Below are 17,833 nucleotides of genomic sequence, written 5' to 3' on the forward strand. Positions count from 1 at the left end.
TCACCCTATGCGTTGAGCCGAAATGGCCGCGAACTGGTCGATCGTCAGCCGCTCCCCGCGCAGCGACGGGTCGACCCCGGCGGCGCGCAGCATGCGCTCGGCCTCGGGCGCCGACCCCGCCCACCCGGCGAGCGCCGCCCGCAGGGTCTTGCGACGTGCGGCGAACGCGGCGTCGATGCACGCGAACACTTCCTCGCGGCTCGCCGTGGTCGCCGGTGGATCGTGCCGGACCATCGCGACCAGGCCGGAGTCGACGTTGGGCGCGGGCCAGAAGACGTTGCGACCGACCCGGTCCGCGAGCCGCACGTCGGCATACCAGGCGGCCTTGACGCTCGGGACGCCGTAGACCTTGCTGCCCGGTCCGGCGGCCAGCCGCTCCGCGACCTCGAGCTGCACCATCACCAGCACGCGCTGCAGCGTCGGGAAGCGTGCCAGGAACGACAGCACCACCGGCACGGCGACGTTGTAGGGCAGGTTGGCGACCAGCGCGACCGGCTGCGGATCCGGCATCTCGGTCACCGTCATGGCGTCCTGGGGTATGACGCGCAGCCGCTCCCGCAACTGCGGCGCGAGGTCCGCGACGGTACGCGGGAGCTGTTCGGCGAGGCGGGGGTCGATCTCCACGGCCGTGACGTGTGCCGCGGCCTGCAGCAGCGGCAGCGTCAGGGAGCCGAGCCCGGGGCCGATCTCGACGACACTGTCGGCCGGTCCGACACCGGCCAGCCGGACGATCTTGCGCACGGTGTTGGGGTCGATGACGAAGTTCTGGCCCCAGTGCTTGGTCGGGCGCACGTCGAGCCGCCCGGCCAGTTCCCGCACCAGCGGCGCGGTGAGCAAGGTGGCGGCGTCGTCGTTCACCCGCCCGACACTAGCCGTTGCCCCAGTGCGGGGTCCTGCCGACGCCGCCCGTGGCGCCCACACCCCGCCGACAGGCTCACCAAATACCGACGGGCTCAGTAATACGGCGCTCAACGGCGCGGAGAACGCCGTATTACTGAGCCTGTCGATGGGTTTGTGAGCCGCTCGGCGAGGGGGTGTGCGCAGGGTCAGGGGTACTGTCAGGGCCTCGGGTCGCCGCCGAGGGTGTGCGTCCAGTGGGCGTGGTCGTCCCAGGTGTCGACGTCGCGCCACACTTCCTCGGGGGCGGGGACCGGGACCAGGTCCAGGTCCTCCAGCAGCGCGCGCATCGACCGGTCTGCCGCGTCACCGAGCTGCTCGGCGGCGTCATACAGGGCGAACGAGCGGTAACGACCCAGCAGCCACTGCAGCCGGCCGTCGGGCTCCGCCAGCACGACACCGTCGGAATCACCGGCGTCCGCCTCGGCGAGCAGTTGTATGGCGCCCACGGCGCCCGGCACATCGCACGAGATCAAGTAGGTCCAGGCGGCGGGCTCCTCGATCGCACGCAGCCCGGCGACGGTCGCGGCGGCCGGCCCGCTCCCCGGCGGGTCCTCGACGACCCGGATCGCCCGGTCCGGGATGTCGGGCGCCGCGGTGTCGCCCACCACGACGAGGGTGCGCGCGTCCCGCACCGCTTCGAGCGGTCGCGACACCAGGGACCGCCCGGCGAGTTCCACCGCGGCCTTGTCGACCCCACCCAGTCTGGAGCCCGCGCCACCTACAAGCACGATGGCGTCGAAAACGACTGCTGGGTCTGCGGATCCATCGCTCATTCGGAACCGACCCGCTGCACGTCGAGTGCCCCGTCGGCGAAGCTGCGCCGGAGCGCCTTCTTGTCGAACTTGCCGACGCTGGTCTTGGGCACCTCGTCGATGATCGCCCACTTGTCGGGCAGCTGCCAGCGCGCGATCTTGTCGGCCAGGAAGTCGCGCAGCCCGTCGATCATGACGGTCGCGCCGTCCCGGAGGACGACAGTCGCGAGGGGCCGCTCCTGCCACTTGTCGTCCGGTATGCCGATGACCGACGCCTCCAGCACGTCGGGGTGACCCATGATGGCGTTCTCCAGATCGACGGAGCTGATCCACTCGCCACCGGATTTGATGACGTCCTTGGAGCGGTCGCTCAGCAGCAGGTAGGAGTCGTCGGTGAGGGCACCGACATCCCCAGTGCGCAACCACTCGCCGTCGAACTTGCTTGCCATGTCAGCGAGTTCCGTCTCACTCTCGCTGCCGTTGGAGTAGTAGGACCCGGTGATCCACGGGCCGCGCACCTCCAGCTCACCGATCGACGATCCGTCCGCGGGCTGCTGCGCGCCGTCCGGGCCGATCAGCCTGCCCTCGACGCCGGGCAACAGCCGTCCCTGGGAACTGCGGTACCGCCAGTACTCCGGGGTGCCCGGCTCGACGTCGCCCGGTGCGAGCGCGAGCGACCCGACCGGGGACATCTCGGTCATGCCCCAGCCGTGGATCATCTCGATGCCGAACCGGTCCTGGTAGGTGCGCAGCATCGCCGGTGGGGCGGCCGAACCGCCGACCATCAGGAAACGACAACTCGACACATCCGTCGGGGTCTGCTGCAGGTGCTGCAACAGGCCGTTCCAGACGGTCGGGACACCGGCACCGCCGGTCACCTTCAGCTCGGAGATCATCCGGGCCAGCGGCTCGGGCTGCAGGAACCGGTCGGGCAGCACCAGACTGGAGCCGGTGAACATCGCGGCGTAGGGATAGCCCCAGGCGTTGGCGTGGAAGAGCGGGACCACGATGAGCAACCGGTCCGCCTGACCGACGGAGAGCATCGACGCGGAGGTCAGCGCGTGCAGGTAGTTGCTGCGGTGCGAATAGACGACACCCTTCGGGTTGCCGGTCGTCCCGGAGGTGTAACACATTGCGCAGCCGTCGTTCTCGTCGACCGCGGGCCAATCGAAGGACGTCGGCTGGTCACGCAGGAACTCGTCCCAGTCGTGGACCTGCTCGACGTGGTCGGGTGCCGCCAGCGCATCCCGCAGCCCATCCGGGACCGGGCCGTTGACGACGACATGACGTACGCCGGTCAGCGCCGGCAGCAGTTTGCTGAACGGCTCGGCGAGCGAGTTGTCCACGATGACGACCTCGGAACCGCCGTGCCGGGTGACGTAGACCATCTGCTCCGGGAAGAGCCGGATGTTGATCGCGTGCAACACGGCGCCCATGGACGGCACCGCGAGATAGGCGATGACGTGCTCGGCGTTGTTCCACATGAACGTGCCGACCCGCTGGTCATCGGTGATGCCGACACCGCGCAGGGCATGGGCCAGCTGCGCCGCCTGCTCACCCGCCTCACGGTATGACGTGCGCCGCGCTCCTGACTCCGTCCAGGTGATCAGCTCGCTGCGGCCGTGCGCGCTCGCGCCGTATCGCAGCAGCGTGGAGATGAGGAGCGGCGTGCGCTGCATCGTGCTGTCCATGGTGCCTCACTTCTTCTGCAGGGTCGGCTTGTCCCAACCACGTTGCGGTGCACGGGATCCGGTGCCGGCACCGGGCCGTTCGTCACGGGACCGGTAGACGATGTAGGGCCGGGTCAGGTAGCCGATGGGCGCGCTGAAGACGTGCACCAAGCGGGTGAACGGCCACAGCGCGAAAAGGATCATGGCCACGAACGCGTGCAGCTGGAAGCTCCAGGGCGCGTCCGCCATGAGCGACGCCTTCGGCTGGAACGTCCACACCCCGCGGAACCACAGGCTCACCCCGTCGCGGTAGTTGTAGTCGCCGCCGACGTGGAAGAGCCCGGACGCCAGCGTGTTCCAGACGCCGAGCACGATGGCCGCGGCGAGGAAGACGTACATGACCTTGTCCATCTTGGTGGTCGCGGAGAACACCGGACCGGTGATGCGGCGACGGTAGATCAGGATGACCAGGCCGGCCAGGGCGATGCAGCCGGCCGGGATCCCGCCCGCGAGGGCGATCACGTGGTACCAGTGCTCCGAGATGCCGAGCGCGTCGGTCCAGACCTTCGGGATGACCAGGCCGATGATGTGGCCGCCCAGGACACCGAGCATGCCGAAGTGGAACATCGGGCTGCCCCAGCGCAGCAGCTTGTTCTCGTAGAGCTGTGAGCTGCGGGTCGTCCAGCCGAACTTGTCGTAGCGGTAACGCCAGAAGTGACCGACGATGAAGATCGCGAAACACACGTAGGGCACGATCACCCAGAGGAACAGAGCCATCAGGACACTCCTGTCGTCGGCATGCCGAGGTCGATCGGGTCCGGTTGCGGGTTCAGCCGCGGGTCCAGGCTGTATGGCGAACTGTCGATGCCCACGTCCTCCGACGGCGGACCCGACGCGATCAGCTGGCGGAGCGCGACCTCGTCGTCGTCACCGAGCGACGGCAGCGTCTCGCGCAACGCGTCGACCACCGGCAGCCAGCGGGATTCGCGTCTGACGAGCGCGGCGTGCAGCAGTTCGAGGCCGACCCGGTGCGCGTTGAGCAGCTTCCACGCGGTGTCCCGGTCGGTGAAGGCGCCGAACTCCAGCAGTACCGGCAGGAAGTCGGGCAGCTCGCTGCTCTCGTCGGTCAGTTCCACCCCGGCGTGCCGGTAGGCCTGCTTGAACTCCACCAGAGCCACGCCCCGCCGGCGGGTGTCGCCGCTGGTGAAGTAGGTCAGGTGCAGGCTGCACTTGCGGGTCACGTCGAAGGTGTCGACGTAGTCCGCCTGCAACTCCGGCAGGGGCAGGTGCTCCGCGTCGTCCAGGAAACCCAGCAAGTGACGGCCGAGCTGCGGCGGCAGCTGCTCCGCGACGCCGCGTACGGCCGAGAACTGTTGCACCGCTTGCACATCGGGATATTCCAGCAGCACCGAGACGGCTTGCCAGGTTGCGGTGAGCACGTCGTCGGGCAGCTCCGCGGTGCGGCGGCGATGGCGTTGCCAGCGCAACGTTTTCATTGCTGCGGCCCGTCGTCGCCGGGACCTCGATACGCTCCCCCGCTGCGCTCCTCCGCTACTCGGCCACCGGAACTGTCCTCCGCTACTCGGCCACCGGAACTGCCCTCCGCTACTCGGCCACCGGATGGGAAGAGACCCTCCGGGACTCCCCGGCCGTCCCAGTTGAGCAGGTTGACCCGGCCGTGTTTCGACCCGCCGCTGACCAGGGTGTCGTGGTCGGAGGTCTGTCGCTCCTTGAGCATGTTGAAGTTCTCGATCGCGACCGGGGTCAGCGCGCTCTGGCCGGAGCCCTCACCGAACGGACTGCCCTGGTGGTCGTACTCGCTCACCGCGCACTCGGTGGCGAGTTCCTCCAGCCCGTGCGCCTGTTCGGCGTGCGCGGTCGGTATGACGTAACGCTCGTCGTACTTGGCGATCGCCATCAACCGGAACATCTCGTACATGTCCTCGGCCGACATCCCGACGGACGCCGCGATCTCCTCGTTCGGGTCACCACCGAGGTTGATGTCGCGCATGAACGAACGCATCGCGGCCATCTTCTTCAGCACCCGGTCGACCGTGGGGACGTCGCCCGCGGTGAACAGGTTGGCGAGGTATTCGACCGGGATCCGCAGCGCGTCGATCGCCGCGAACAGGTTCCCCTGGTCCTCCGCGTCGTAGCCGGTCTCCTTGATGACGTCGACGACCGGCGAGAGCGGCGGGATGTACCAAACCATCGGCATGGTGCGGAATTCCGGGTGCAGTGGCAGCGCGACCCGGTAGTCCATGATCAACCGCCGGACCGGGGACTTCTTCGCCGCCTCGATCCAGTCGCCGGGTATGCCGTCCGCCTCGGCGGCACGTTGCACCTCCGGGTCGAACGGGTCGAGGAAGCAGTCGACCTGCGCCTGGTAGAGGTCCTGGTCGTTCTCCACCGACGCCGCCTCCAGGACGCGGTCGGCGTCATACAACATGATCCCGATGTAGCGCAGCCGGCCGACGCAGGTCTCCGCGCACACGGTCGGGATGCCGACCTCGATGCGCGGGTAGCAGAACGTGCACTTCTCGGCCTTGCCGGTCTTGTGGTTGAAATAGACCTTCTTGTAAGGACATCCGCTGATGCACATCCGCCAGCCGCGGCACTTGTCCTGGTCGACCAGGACGATGCCGTCCTCTTCCCGCTTGTAGATCGCGCCGCTCGGGCAGGAGGCGGCGCACGCGGGGTTGAGGCAGTGCTCACAGATCCGCGGCAGGTAGAACATGAAGGTCTGATCGAACTCGAACTTCACCTTGTCCTCGATGCCCTTGAGCATCGGGTCCTTCACCGCGTGCTCCCGCGAACCGCCGAGGTCGTCGTCCCAGTTGCCCGACCACTCCACGTTCATCGGCTTGCCGGACAGCAGCGAATAGGGCCGCGCGACCGGGTAGTTCTTGGTGACCGGCGACTCCAGCAGCGTCTCGTAGTCATAGCTCCACGGCTCGTAGTAGTCACTGATGCTCGGCAGCTTGGGGTTGCTGAAGATGCTGGCCAGCTTCTTCAGCCGGTTCCCGGACTTCAGCGTCAGCCGGCCGTTCGGCAGCCGCTTCCAGCCGCCCTTCCACTTCTCCTGGTCCTGCCAGGTGCGCGGGTAGCCGAGCCCGGGACGTGTCTCCACGTTGTTGAACCAGACGTATTCCATGCCCGCCCGGTTGGTCCACGCCTGCTTGCAGGTGACCGAGCAGGTGTGACAGCCGATGCACTTGTCGAGGTTCATCACCATCGACATCTGCGCCATTACTCGCATCTTCGAAACCCCTTGCCCTGTCTAGTATTCCACGGGCGTCGTGCGCTTGCGGATCATCGTGACCTCGTCGCGGTTGCTGCCGGTGGGGCCGATGTAGTTGAAGAAGTAGGACAGCTGCGCGTAGCCGCCGATCAGGTGGCTCGGCTTCATCATGATGCGGGTCATCGAGTTGTGGATGCCGCCGCGCTTCTTGTCCCGCTGGGTCAACGGCACGTCGATCAGGCGGTCCTGCGCGTGGTGCATGAAGACCGTGCCCTCCGGCATCCGGTGCGACACGATCGCCCGGCAGGCGACCACACCGTTGCGGTTGACCATCTCCACCCAGTCGTTGTCGCCGATACCGACCTTGGCGGCGTCCTTGTCCGAGATCCACACCGTCTGGCCACCGCGGGACAGCGACAGCATGAACAGGTTGTCCTGGTACTCGGAGTGGATCGACCACTTGTTGTGCGGCGTGAGATAGCGCACCGACACACCGAGTTCGCCGGTCGCGCCGATCTCCGCCTCACCGAAGAGCCGGGTCATGTCGAGCGGCGGCCGGAAGGTGGGCATCGCCTCCCCCATCCGCAGCATCCAGTCGTGGTCGAGATAGAAGTGCTGCCGTCCGGTCAGCGTGTGGAACGGTTTGAGCCGCTCGATGTTGACGGTGAACGGGCTGTACCGCCGGCCGCCGGTCTCCGATCCGGACCACTCGGGGGTGGTGATCACCGGTTGCGGTGCCTTCTGCGTGTCCGCGAAAGTGATGCGCCTGCCCTCACTTTCGGCCGCCAGGTCGTGCATCTGGTGGCCGGTGCGCTGCTCCTGGGTCCGGAACCCCTGGGTGGCCAGGTGCCCGTTGGTCGCGCCGGACAACGTCATGATCATCTGCGCCACGTGGACGTCGGTGTCGAGCCGTGGCCGACCGGCGGCCGGCCCCGTCGCCACGACTCCGTGCTCGTGCCGCATCAGCTCGAGCTCGGCCGAAACGTCATACGTGATGCCCTTGCAGGAGGTGCCGAGCGTGTCCAGCAGCGGACCCACCGACGTGAGCTTGTCGTAGACGGCGGTGTAGTCGCGTTCGACCGGGATGAGCGCCGGCATGGTTTTGCCCGGGATCGGCTCGCACTCCCCCAGCTTCCAGTCGCGCACCACACCGTGCGGTGTCGCCATCGCGTCCGGGGTGTCGTGCCAGAGCGGTTTGGCAACCAGGTCCGTGCGGGTGCCCAGGTGGTCGACGGCCAGCTCCGAGAAGCGTTTTGCGATCTCCTTCCACGCGTCCCAGTCGGTCTTGCTCTGCCAGGGCGGGCTGATCGCCGGGTTGAACGAGTGGATGAAGGGATGCATGTCGGTGGTGTTGATGTCGTGCTTCTCGTACCACGTCGCCGCGGGCAGCACGATGTCGGAGAACAGCGTCGAGCTGGTCATCCGGAAGTCGATCGTCATCAGCAGGTCGAGCTTGCCGTCCTGGACCTGGTCGGCCCACGCGATGTCGCGCGGCCGCTGCTCCGGCGCGGCCTCCTTCGCGGTGGTGGCGCCCTCGGCGCCGAGCAGGTGCTTGAGGAAGTATTCGTCGCCCTTCGCGCTGGATCCGAGCAGGTTGGACCGCCACAGCGTCAGCACCCGTGGGTAGTTCTCCGGGTTCTCCGGCTCCTCGAGCGCGAACTTCAGCTTGCCGGACCGCAGCTTGTCGACCACCCAGTCCTTGACGTCCACGCCGTCCGCCGCCGCCAGCTCCGGGATCTCGATCGAGCTCTTGTCGAACGTGGGATAGGTTGGCGCCCAACCCAATCGGGCGGATTTGAGCAGCAGGTCCATGATGGTCTGCTCCGGGAACGCGCCCATCCCGGCGCCGACGGTGTCGGCGAGGAACGTGTCGTAGCGGTATTGGCTGGTGTTGACGTACCAGTACGCGGTCTGGTTCATGTGCCGCGGCGGACGGGACCAGTCCAGCGCGAACGCGGCGTTCTGGAAGCCCATCAACGGACGGACCTTCTCCTGGCCGACGTAGTGCGCCCAGCCGCCACCGTTGCGCCCCTGGCACCCGGTGATCGTCGTGAGCATCAGCATGGCCCGGTAGATCAGGTCGGAGTGGTACCAGTGGTTGGTGCCGGCACCCATCAGGATCATCGAACGGCCGCCAGTGTCAACGGAGTTGCGCGCGAACTCGCGAGCGATGCGCGCACATGCCTCCGCCGGGACGGAGGTGATCTCCTCCTGCCAGGCGGGGGTGTATGGCGCCCGCGCGTCGTCATACCCCTCCGGCCAGCTCCCGGGCAGACCCGGCCGACCGACGCCGTACTGCGCGAGCATCAGGTCGAAGACCGTGGTGACGACGTGATCGCCGATCCGGGTGACCGGCACACCGCGCTCCTCCAGGACCGCCTGCCCGTCGGGTGCATCGAAGCGCGGCAGGCGCACCGCGACCGACTCCGCGCCCTCGGACCAGAAGGACAGCTGGGGCTGCAGGCCCTCCAGATCGAGGTTCCACTTACCGACCCCTTCGTCGCCGAAGCGGTGCCCGAGGGTGCCGTTGGGGACCGCCGGAGAGCTGGTCGCGCCGTCGAAGACGACCGGCTTGAACAGCGCGTTCTCGCTTGTGCGCGCAGGGTTTTCGAAGTCGGCGGCCACGAGGTTCTTGCCGGGCAGCCAGCTGCCGTCGTCCTGCTGGTCGAGGGTGATCAGGAACGGCAGGTCGGTGAAGTGCTTGACGTAGTCGTCGAAGAAGTCGACCGTCCGGTCGACGAAGAACTCCTTGAGCACGACGTGGCCCATCGCCATCGCGAGCGCCGCGTCGGTGCCGGGTGCCGGTGCCAGCCACTCATCGGCGAACTTGACGTTCTCCGCGTAGTCGGGGCTCATCACGACGACCTTCTGACCGCGGTAGCGCGCCTCCGTCATCCAGTGGGCATCCGGTGTGCGGGTCAACGGCACGTTGGTGCCCCACATGATCAGGTAACCCGCGTCCCACCAGTCGCCGGACTCCGGCACATCGGTCTGGTCGCCGAAGATCTGCGGGCTGGCCACCGGCAGGTCGGCATACCAGTCGTAGAAGCTCAGCATCGGTGCGCCGATCAGCTCGTTGAACCGTGCCCCGCTGGTGTAGCTGACCTGCGACATCGCCGGGATCGGCGAGAAGCCGGCGATCCGGTCGGGCCCGAACCGCTTGATCGTGTAGACGTGTGCAGCCGCGATCATCTCGACGGCGTCGGCCCAGGACGCGCGCACCAGGCCGCCTTTGCCACGTGCTTGCTTGTAACGAGAAGCCTTTTCGGGGTCCTGCACGATGGACGCCCACGCGACCACGGGGTCGCCGTACTGCGCCCGCGCCTCCTGGAACATCGTCAGCAGCGCGGCTCGCACGTAGGGGTAACGCACCCGTGTCGGCGAGTAGGTGTACCAACTGAACGCCGCGCCGCGGGGGCAGCCGCGCGGCTCGTACTCCGGCTTGTCGGCCCCGGTGCTCGGATAGTCGGTCTGCTGCGCCTCCCAGGTGATGATCCCGTCCTTGACGTAGACCTTCCAGGAGCAGGAGCCGGTGCAGTTGACGCCATGGGTGGAGCGCACGACCTTGTCGTGACTCCAGCGGTCCCGGTAGAACGAGTCGCCCTGGCGACCGCCCTCGGCATACATCGCCCGGTGGTCGGGCGACACCTGCGCCCGGGTGAAGAAGCGGCGGGTGCCGACGAGCGCATCGGTCAGTCTGTCGTCCAGTCCTGCAGTCATGCTTGGACCTCCTCCGGGATCGATGATTCGTGGCGCGCGGTGCGGCGTACGACGGTCAGTGTCAGCACCAGGGTGAGCGCGGCGCAGATGGCGAGCAACCACATCCCGATCGCGTACGACTTGGTCTCGTTGTAGATGTAGGCCATCACCAGTGGTGGCACGAAACCGCCGAGTCCGCCTGCGGCTCCGACCAATCCCGTGACGCCGCCGACCCGCGCCGGGTCGGTGGCCTCGGCGATCAGCGCGAACGTCGCGCCGGAAGCCGCGCCCAGTGCAGCGGCCATCACGAGGAAGACCGGCGTGCCGTAGCCGCGCAGTGGCGGCTCACCGGAGGCGATCGCGGCGCAGATCGCGACGAAGGTGAAGCAGGTCGCGAGCACCGGGACCGAGCCGAGCTTGTCGGCGAGCGTGCCACCGACCGGGCGCATGATCACCGCGATGACGACGAAGCCGGCCATCTTGTTGGCCGCGTCCGCGGCGGTGAGTGCGTAGGCGTTGGTGAGGTAGAGCGGCAGGAACACCGAAAAGGCGACGTAGCCGCCGAAACCGACGGAGTAGAGCACGCAGCTCTGCCAGGTGATGGGCAGTTTCGCGTTGGCCAGGAGTCGCTGCGCGAGCGGGGTGGTGGGTATGACGCGCCCCGGCGCGTCGCCCATCAGCAGCCACGCGATCACCGCGTAGACCGCCAGAGCCACGGCGACGATCACGAACGGGACGGACTTCCCGTGTGCCTTGAAGAGGCTGACCGTGGTGAGCGCACTGATCGCGGTGCCACCCATCCCCGCGCCGAAGATGCCTGTCGCCATACCCCGCTTCTCCGGCGGGAACCAGCCGTTCACGAACGGCACACCCACCGCGAACGAGGTGCCGCCGATGCCGAGGAAGATGCCCGAGACGAGCAGGGCCGCGTAGGAGTTCTGCGCCCACAGCCCGATGACCAGCACCGGCACGATCGTGACCGCGGAGACCAACGGGAACATGATCCGGCCACCGAACCTGTCGGTCAGCGCACCGACCGGGACGCGACCGAGCGACCCGACCACCACGGGGACGGCCACCATCAGGCTCGCCTGGCTGGCGGACAGCGGTTGCCCGTCGGAGAACGGCAGGAAGCTCAGCTGCTTCTCGTAGGCCTCCGGCTTCAGGACCGTCTTGTCCGGGCTGAACAGCGGCCCGAGCGGACTGATCAGGGCCCAGGCCCAGAAGTTGAGCGCGAAACCGATGGTTGCCACGACCAGTTGCAACCATGGGCCACCTCGGGGCGGGCGCACGCTCTGTGCCGCGGGTGTGGCAGTCATCTGACCCTCGCTCGTCTCGAACCGTGTCGGAAGCCTTCGATCACAAACTACTACCGTACGTAGTAACAAGCCAACGCAACCACGCATCGGTGGCGCGAGGGGTGCCACTCCGCACTTCCCACACTAGGTGCAAAGTGCACTGCGAGTTGAGGATTCGCCACATCCGATAGCCACGGCGTCCGGCACGACGAAGCCGGGCCGCAGTCCCGAAGGACTGCGGCCCGGCCGTTGGTCAGGTGTCGAGGATGCCTCAGGCGGCGCCCGCGCAACCCCAGGCGCTCAACCCACTCGCGTTGTAGACGTGGTTGGCGATGGTGATCTGCTGCTCGCGGGTGGCCAGGTCGGCACGCGAGGCGAAGCTGCCGCCACCGTATGCCAACCAGGTGCTGTAGCTGAACTGCAGACCGCCGTAGTAGCCGTTGCCGGTGTTGATGTGCCAGTTGCCACCGGACTCGCACTGTGCGATGCGGTCCCACATGGCGGCACGGGACAGATCGAGGCCCGACGAGGAGCCGCCACCGGTCGGTGTCGGGGTGGGCGTGGGGGTCGGCGTGGGCGTCGGGGTCGCCTTCTTGGTGCCGATGACCAGGATCTGGTCGACCGGCTGCCGGGTGACGACGCGCTTGACGACGGTGCTCGTGCTGACCCGGGTGCCGACCAGTTGCTGGCGGTAGGTCACGGTCTCCAGGCCCGCGACGCCGGCGCGCTGCACGCGGCTGGTGCCGTAGGCGAGGGTCGAGTCGTACTTGCGCACGGTCTGGAACGCAACGGTCGCGGTGCCGGTGACGAAGCGGGTCGTCACGGTCGGACGCACCTCGTCACGGGACACCTTCTTGGCGGTCGCGCGTGCGGTGGCGGTCTCCGGCGCCTTGCTCTTGTGCGCCTTGGCCTTGTGCGTCTTGGCCTTGCTGGGTGTGGCCTTCGGGGTCTTCGTCGTGGTCGACGAGCTCGGCGTGGCCGACGCCGTGGCGCTGGTCCGGGTCGCCAGCGAGGCACTGTGCGCGCCGGCCGTGGTGCCACCGCCGCAGGCGGTGATCCCGAGGCCGGCTGCTACCGCGGTGGCGGCGATTGCGGCGGTCTTGGTCAGGCGGTAAGTCAAGAGTTCTCCGATGTCGTGCTTCCCTCCGAGCGGCGGGGCGCACGTCATCGACAACCGGGTGATTGCCGAGGCGATGCAGGCGAGCGACATGGTGCCGGGCTCGCCCGGCCGCAGGGTGCGCGACCGATTCGGGGGTGCCTGCTCTCGGGTTGAACTCCACGAGAGTGCCGCACAAACGGGGCAAAGGTCAAATTTCGGTAACGAAAGCTACCTCACACTTGAATTTTTCCTGTGTTGGGTGTGGCGGGTGTGAGTGGTGGTGAACCCTGCCGGCATACCTTCGTCATACCGTCCAGGAGCCGTAGACCCGCTCACTGTTCGCCGAGAGCGAGGCGCACAGGGTGGGCACGTCGATCGCGAGCACTTCGGCCATCGCCCGCACCGTGATCGGGACGAGGTATGACGAGTTGACCGCACCCCGGTACGGAGCGGGCGTGAGGTACGGCGCATCGGTCTCGACCAGCAGCCGGTCCAGCGGCACGATCGCGAGCGCGTCGCGCAGCGCCCGGGCGTTCTTGAAGGTCACTGTGCCGGAGAACGACAGGTGGTAGCCCTTCTCGACGCAGGTGCGTGCGAGGTTGATGTCGCCCGAGAAGCAGTGCATGACAGTGCTTTCCGGTGCACCCTCCTCGGCGAGGATGCGGAGCACGTCGTCGTGCGCGTCCCGGTCGTGGATCTGCAGCGCCTTGCCGGTGCGTTTTGCCAGGTCGATGTGCCAGCGGAACGAATCGTGTTGCGCCTGCACACCTTCCGGGCCGGTGCGGAAGTAGTCGAGACCGGTCTCGCCGATCACCCGGATGCGGGGGTGGGCCGCGAGCTGCTCGATCTCGTCCCACGCAGCGGCGAGTTCGCCTGTGGCGGCGAGCTTTGCGGCCTCGTTGGGGTGTATGGCGACACCGCCCAGCATCCGCGGATGCTGCGCGACCTGCTCAACGGTGAAGCGGGCGCCCGATAGGTCGCAGCCGATCTGCACCACCCGGTCGACACCGACGGCGGCCGCCTGCGAGAGCGCGACCTCGACATCGGGAGCCGGGTGGCCGTCGCGCGCGATGTCCAGGTGGGTGTGGTTGTCGACGACGGCGATCGGCAACGGCTGCGGCGCCGGCGGCGGCCCGTCGCTCCGGCCCTGCTGATGCCCCTTGCTCACACCGGTCCTCCTTCTCTCATCGAGCGGCATACCTCTGCATTGAGCGGCATACGGATTCGCCGCATTTTCGTACGCCGGTCAATGCATCGGTATGCCGGTCAATCGCTCACGCAACGCCGCGGCCGAACGGATCCTCCGGGTCGATCTCGTCGAGCTTGGCGAAGATCGGCGTCGGTTTCGCGACCGGGACACCCACCTGCACCGGCCGTGACTCCCAGCGCGGAGTGCCTGAGTATTCGCCGGTGATGATCGGATACGCCCGGGTGTCGTCGTCCAGGTCGCGCACCTGCTCCAGGCGCGGCATCGGCATGAACTCGCCGGTGCCGCCGAAGACCCGGGCGACCTCGTTGGAGCTGTGCGGCAGGAACGGCGCCATCATCGTGTTGAGATCGGTGATCGCCTGCGAGAGCGTGTGCAGCACCGTCCCGAGCCGCTCGCGCTGGTCATCGCCCTTGAGCCGGAACGGCTCGGTGTCGGTGACGTACTTGTTGGCCAGCCGCACCAGCCGCATGACCTCGGCCAAGGCTGCCTTCTGCCGCTGCGTCTCCAGCAGCCCACCGACCGTCTCGAACCCGCCGCGCACCGCCGACAGCAGCGCCTCGTCGACCGGCTCCAGCGCACCCGGCGCCGGGACCTCGCCGAAGTTCTTGGCGATCATCGACGCCGTGCGGTTGACCAGGTTGCCCCAGCCGGCGACGAGTTCGTTGTTGTTGCGGGTGACGAACTCGGGCCAGGTGAAGTCGCTGTCCTGGGTCTCCGGGCCGGCCGCGCAGATGAAGTAGCGCAACGCGTCCGCGCCATACCGCGCGACCATGTCCTGCACGTAGATGACGTTGCCGCGCGAGGTGGAGAACTGCCCGCCCGCATAGTTGAGGAAACCGGACGCGACGACCTCGGTCGGCAGGTTGAGCTCGCCGTACTCCCCCGGCTCGCCGCCCTTGTCGCCCCGGCCCATGTAGCCCAGCAGCTCGGCCGGCCAGATCTGCGCGTGGAAGGTGATGTTGTCCTTGCCCTGGAAGTAGTAGGAGACGGCCTCCGGGTCGTTCCACCACTCCCGCCAGCGGTCCGGTTCGCCCAGCCGGCGCGCCCACTCGATCGCGGCCGACAGGTAGCCGATCACGGCGTCGAACCACACGTAGAACCGCTTGGCGTCCCAGCCCTCGACCGGGATCGGGATGCCCCAGTCGATGTCCCGGGTCATGGCACGCGGGTGCATGTCCTTGGCCAGCCCCTTGGCGAAATTGATCACGCCCGGGCGCCAGGTGCCGGCCGTGTCGACCTCGTCCAGCCAACGCTGCAACGCGTCCGCGAGCGCCGGCAGGTCCAGGAAGAAGTGCTGCGTCTCGACGAACTCCGGCACCTCACCGTTGACCTTGGACCGCGGGTTGATCAGGTCGGACGGGTCCAACTGGTTGCCGCAGTTGTCGCACTGGTCACCGCGTGCCTCCGGGAAACCACAGATCGGGCAGGTGCCCTCCAGGTAGCGATCGGGCAGGGTGCGTCCGGTCGACGGACTGATCGCCGTCGTGGTCGTCTGCTCGATCATGTAGCCGTTGGCGCGGATCTGGGTGAACAGGTTCTGCACGACCTGGTAGTGGTTGCGGGTCGTCGTGCGGGTGAACAGGTCGTAGGACAGGCCGAGGTCGGTGAGGTCCTGGGCGATGACGGCGTTGTACTTGTCGACGATCTCCTGGACGCTGACACCTTCCTGGTCGGCGAGGACCAGGATCGGTGTGCCGTGCTCGTCGGTGCCGCTGACCATCAGCACGTCGTGGCCCGCCATACGCATGTAACGGCTGAAAACGTCTGCGGGGACGCCGAATCCGGCGACGTGGCCAATATGACGTGGCCCGTTCGTGTAGGGCCAGGCAACAGCGGACAGAACCTTCATGGTCAGCAATCCTAGGTGGGGCGGTCCGTCGAAGTCGCGGCAGTTCTCCCCGCGGTCGTTGCGCCGGACCGCTCCGGCTGACACGATCCTGCGAGACCAGCAGGGAGGTGTCGGATGTTCGCAGTGCTGACCGGTGCGGGGCTGTCGGCCGCCGCAGGACTCAACGCCTACATCCCGTTCCTCATCGTCGGGCTGCTCGCGCGGTTCACCGACGTCATCAATCTGCCGGGCGAATGGCAGTGGATCGAGTCCTGGTGGGCGCTCGGCATCGGCGCGGTGCTGCTGATCAGCGAACTCGTCCTCGACAAGATCCCGGTGGTCGACAGCATCAACGACATCGCCGGCACCGTCATCCGACCGGCCTCCGGTGGCATCATCGCGGCTGCAACCCAGTCCGCCAGCTCGCTGGACGACTCGTCCTTCATGCGCGAGCACACCTGGATCGGGCTGATCGGCGGGATCGTGATCGCCGGCATCGTGCACGCCGGCAAGTCCACCGCCCGGCCGGCGGTCAACCTCGGCTCCGCCGGGCTGGGTGCCCCGATCGTCTCCACCATCGAGGACGTATCGTCATTCGGGCTGTCGCTGATCGCGATCTTCCTGCCGCTGCTGGTGATCGTGGTGCTCATCATCGGTGGCTGGGTGCTGTGGAAGTTCGCCCGGCGCATGCGGTCGTTCGCCCGAAGGAGGAGGTATGCCGAGGACGTCACCTGAACGCCCGGCATTCCTCGGCACCTGGTGGGAGAAGGTGCTGGCCGTCGTCGTGCTCGTGGCCGCCGTGCTCCTCGCGCTGCAGTGGTGGAACGGCCGCGGATCGAGCGGCCCCGCCCGCCCGGGTATGGCGCCCGCCGCTGTCCTGGAACAGGGGACGGCCACGGGCGGCGAGACCGATCTCACCGTCCGCTACACCGTCGACGGGAAGTCGCACCAGGTCACCGCACCGGTGAACGCCAATGCCTTCCGCGCGCAGGGCAGGGTCGCCTGGGTGTGCTACGCCCCGAGTGACCCGACCGATGCCTCGATCCGGCTGCCCGAGGATCCGCTCTGCGGGCAGCGCTGACACGGGTCGCCTACTGCTCGACCTGCTCCTTGAGGCCGTCCAGCGTGGCCTGCCAGTTGGCGCCGAACTGCTGCGCCTGGGCTGCGTCCGTGCAGTTGTCCTGAACCAGCGACAGCCGCGTGTCCTCACCGTCGGCGCTGAGGGTGTAGACGAGCGTGTGGTAGTTCTCCGGTCGGTCGTCCTGGCCCATCAGCGGGCTGTAGTGGGTGACGGACAGGACGTGCGGCACGTCATACACCAGCACCTCGCCGTGATCCTCGAAGGCGTGCCCGTTGTATTCGCCGCTCCAGATGATCGGGTCGCCGACCCGCCAGCTGGTGGTCACGCGCGCGCCGCCGCTGTAGGCGGCGATCCGATCCGGGTCGGTCAGTGCCGCCCACACCTCGTCGCGACCAGCGTGGACGGTTGTCTCGGCTGTGGCGATCTCGCCGCGCATTGCGCTCATCTCCCTCATCAAATATATGAGTGAGTCATACAATAGCCGGTATGACGACCGCAGCGCATCCCCGACTGGACAACCTGCTGGCCGCGTTGACGCTGAATCTCGCCGAGGACACGACGGCCGCCATGGAGAGGTCGGGTGGATTGACCGGCCGCGCGATCCAAGCGCTTCTGGCCCTCGAGGAGTTCCTCGGCGGCTGCCATGTGGGCAAACTCGCCGAGGTGCTGGACCTCACCCACTCGGGAGCGGTGCGGTTGGTCAGCCAGTTGGAGGATGCGGGGTATGCCGAGCGCAGGCCGGGCGCGGACCGCCGGCGGGTCGAGGTGGTACTCACGGCACGCGGGCGCCGGCAGGCGGCCGGTGCACGCCGCGCGCAGCTGGCCGTCATACGGCAGGCGACCGACGGGCTCGACGCCGCGGAGGCGGCGACCCTGGAACGACTCCTCGCGCGCCTGGTCGAGAGCCGGGTGGGCGAGCGCTTCGCCCGTCGCGCGGAGGGCGACTCGCCGGCGTGGTGGTGCCGCACCTGCGACTTCGCCTCGTGCGGACGCGGCGACGGAAGGTGTCCTGCGCAGACCACGGCCGCGCGGCTGGCGGGATCGTGACAGCCGGG

Annotated in this window: 15 protein-coding genes; 3 read left to right on the top strand and 12 right to left on the bottom strand. The window is 67.9% G+C overall.

Going from position 1 to position 17,833, the window contains the following annotated elements; translation table 11 throughout:
• The 11 genes from rsmA to metG form a co-directional block, all read right to left on the bottom strand.
• Positions 1 to 858, bottom strand: a complete 858-nt coding sequence (gene rsmA, locus FHU39_RS23155) for a 16S rRNA (adenine(1518)-N(6)/adenine(1519)-N(6))-dimethyltransferase RsmA (RefSeq protein WP_183323083.1) — start codon at positions 856 to 858, stop codon at positions 1 to 3.
• Between the two features lie 200 nt (positions 859 to 1,058).
• Positions 1,059 to 1,673, bottom strand: coding sequence for a molybdenum cofactor guanylyltransferase (mobA, locus tag FHU39_RS23160; protein WP_183323084.1), 615 nt, complete (start codon positions 1,671 to 1,673; stop codon positions 1,059 to 1,061).
• Positions 1,670 to 3,343 carry a fatty acid--CoA ligase gene (locus FHU39_RS23165; protein ID WP_183323085.1) on the bottom strand — a complete coding sequence of 558 codons (1,674 nt, stop codon included), beginning with the start codon at positions 3,341 to 3,343 and terminating at the stop codon, positions 1,670 to 1,672. The genes mobA and FHU39_RS23165 overlap by 4 nt, the downstream gene beginning before the upstream one ends.
• A gap of 6 nt (positions 3,344 to 3,349) precedes the next feature.
• Positions 3,350 to 4,099, bottom strand: coding sequence for a respiratory nitrate reductase subunit gamma (gene narI, locus FHU39_RS23170; RefSeq protein ID WP_183323086.1), 750 nt, complete (start codon positions 4,097 to 4,099; stop codon positions 3,350 to 3,352).
• Positions 4,099 to 4,818, bottom strand: a complete 720-nt coding sequence (narJ, locus tag FHU39_RS23175) for a nitrate reductase molybdenum cofactor assembly chaperone (protein WP_183323087.1) — start codon at positions 4,816 to 4,818, stop codon at positions 4,099 to 4,101. The genes narI and narJ overlap by 1 nt, the downstream gene beginning before the upstream one ends.
• A complete protein-coding gene (gene narH, locus FHU39_RS23180; RefSeq protein WP_183323088.1) occupies positions 4,815 to 6,581 on the bottom strand; it encodes a nitrate reductase subunit beta in 1,767 nt (588 codons plus the stop codon). The genes narJ and narH overlap by 4 nt, the downstream gene beginning before the upstream one ends.
• 21 nt (positions 6,582 to 6,602) lie before the next feature.
• Positions 6,603 to 10,283 (bottom strand): nitrate reductase subunit alpha, encoded by a 3,681-nt coding sequence (locus tag FHU39_RS23185; RefSeq protein WP_183323089.1) that lies wholly within the window; start codon positions 10,281 to 10,283, stop codon positions 6,603 to 6,605.
• The gene (locus FHU39_RS23190) at positions 10,280 to 11,581 is read right to left on the bottom strand and encodes an MFS transporter (protein ID WP_183323090.1); all 1,302 of its coding nucleotides are present in this window, start codon (positions 11,579 to 11,581) and stop codon (positions 10,280 to 10,282) included. The genes FHU39_RS23185 and FHU39_RS23190 overlap by 4 nt, the downstream gene beginning before the upstream one ends.
• 250 nt (positions 11,582 to 11,831) lie before the next feature.
• Positions 11,832 to 12,680 carry a resuscitation-promoting factor gene (locus FHU39_RS24855; RefSeq protein WP_281379841.1) on the bottom strand — a complete coding sequence of 283 codons (849 nt, stop codon included), beginning with the start codon at positions 12,678 to 12,680 and terminating at the stop codon, positions 11,832 to 11,834.
• Positions 12,681 to 12,963: 283 nt separating this feature from the next.
• Positions 12,964 to 13,857 (bottom strand): TatD family hydrolase, encoded by an 894-nt coding sequence (locus tag FHU39_RS23200; protein ID WP_183323092.1) that lies wholly within the window; start codon positions 13,855 to 13,857, stop codon positions 12,964 to 12,966.
• A gap of 76 nt (positions 13,858 to 13,933) precedes the next feature.
• The gene (metG, locus tag FHU39_RS23205; RefSeq protein WP_183323093.1) at positions 13,934 to 15,718 is read right to left on the bottom strand and encodes a methionine--tRNA ligase; all 1,785 of its coding nucleotides are present in this window, start codon (positions 15,716 to 15,718) and stop codon (positions 13,934 to 13,936) included.
• Positions 15,719 to 15,832: 114 nt separating this feature from the next.
• Here metG and FHU39_RS23210 point away from each other — a divergent pair, with 114 nt between their 5' ends.
• Together FHU39_RS23210 and FHU39_RS23215 are read left to right on the top strand one after the other, a co-directional pair.
• On the top strand, positions 15,833 to 16,432 hold the full coding sequence (locus FHU39_RS23210; protein WP_183323094.1) for a DUF4126 domain-containing protein: 600 nt from the start codon (positions 15,833 to 15,835) through the stop codon (positions 16,430 to 16,432).
• A complete protein-coding gene (locus FHU39_RS23215; RefSeq protein WP_183323095.1) occupies positions 16,413 to 16,778 on the top strand; it encodes a DUF3592 domain-containing protein in 366 nt (121 codons plus the stop codon). Before FHU39_RS23210 ends, FHU39_RS23215 begins: the two co-directional genes overlap by 20 nt.
• A gap of 10 nt (positions 16,779 to 16,788) precedes the next feature.
• On the opposite strand, the gene FHU39_RS23220 is transcribed toward FHU39_RS23215, so the two are convergent.
• On the bottom strand, positions 16,789 to 17,223 hold the full coding sequence (locus FHU39_RS23220) for an SRPBCC family protein (protein WP_246336865.1): 435 nt from the start codon (positions 17,221 to 17,223) through the stop codon (positions 16,789 to 16,791).
• Positions 17,224 to 17,264: 41 nt separating this feature from the next.
• On the opposite strand from FHU39_RS23220, the gene FHU39_RS23225 reads away from it, so the two are divergent.
• Positions 17,265 to 17,825: a MarR family winged helix-turn-helix transcriptional regulator gene (locus FHU39_RS23225; protein ID WP_183323096.1), complete on the top strand. Its 561-nt coding sequence runs from the start codon at positions 17,265 to 17,267 to the stop codon at positions 17,823 to 17,825.
• Positions 17,826 to 17,833: the final 8 nt, after the last annotated feature.

This window comes from Flexivirga oryzae (assembly GCF_014190805.1).
Taxonomy (GTDB): domain Bacteria; phylum Actinomycetota; class Actinomycetes; order Actinomycetales; family Dermatophilaceae; genus Flexivirga; species Flexivirga oryzae.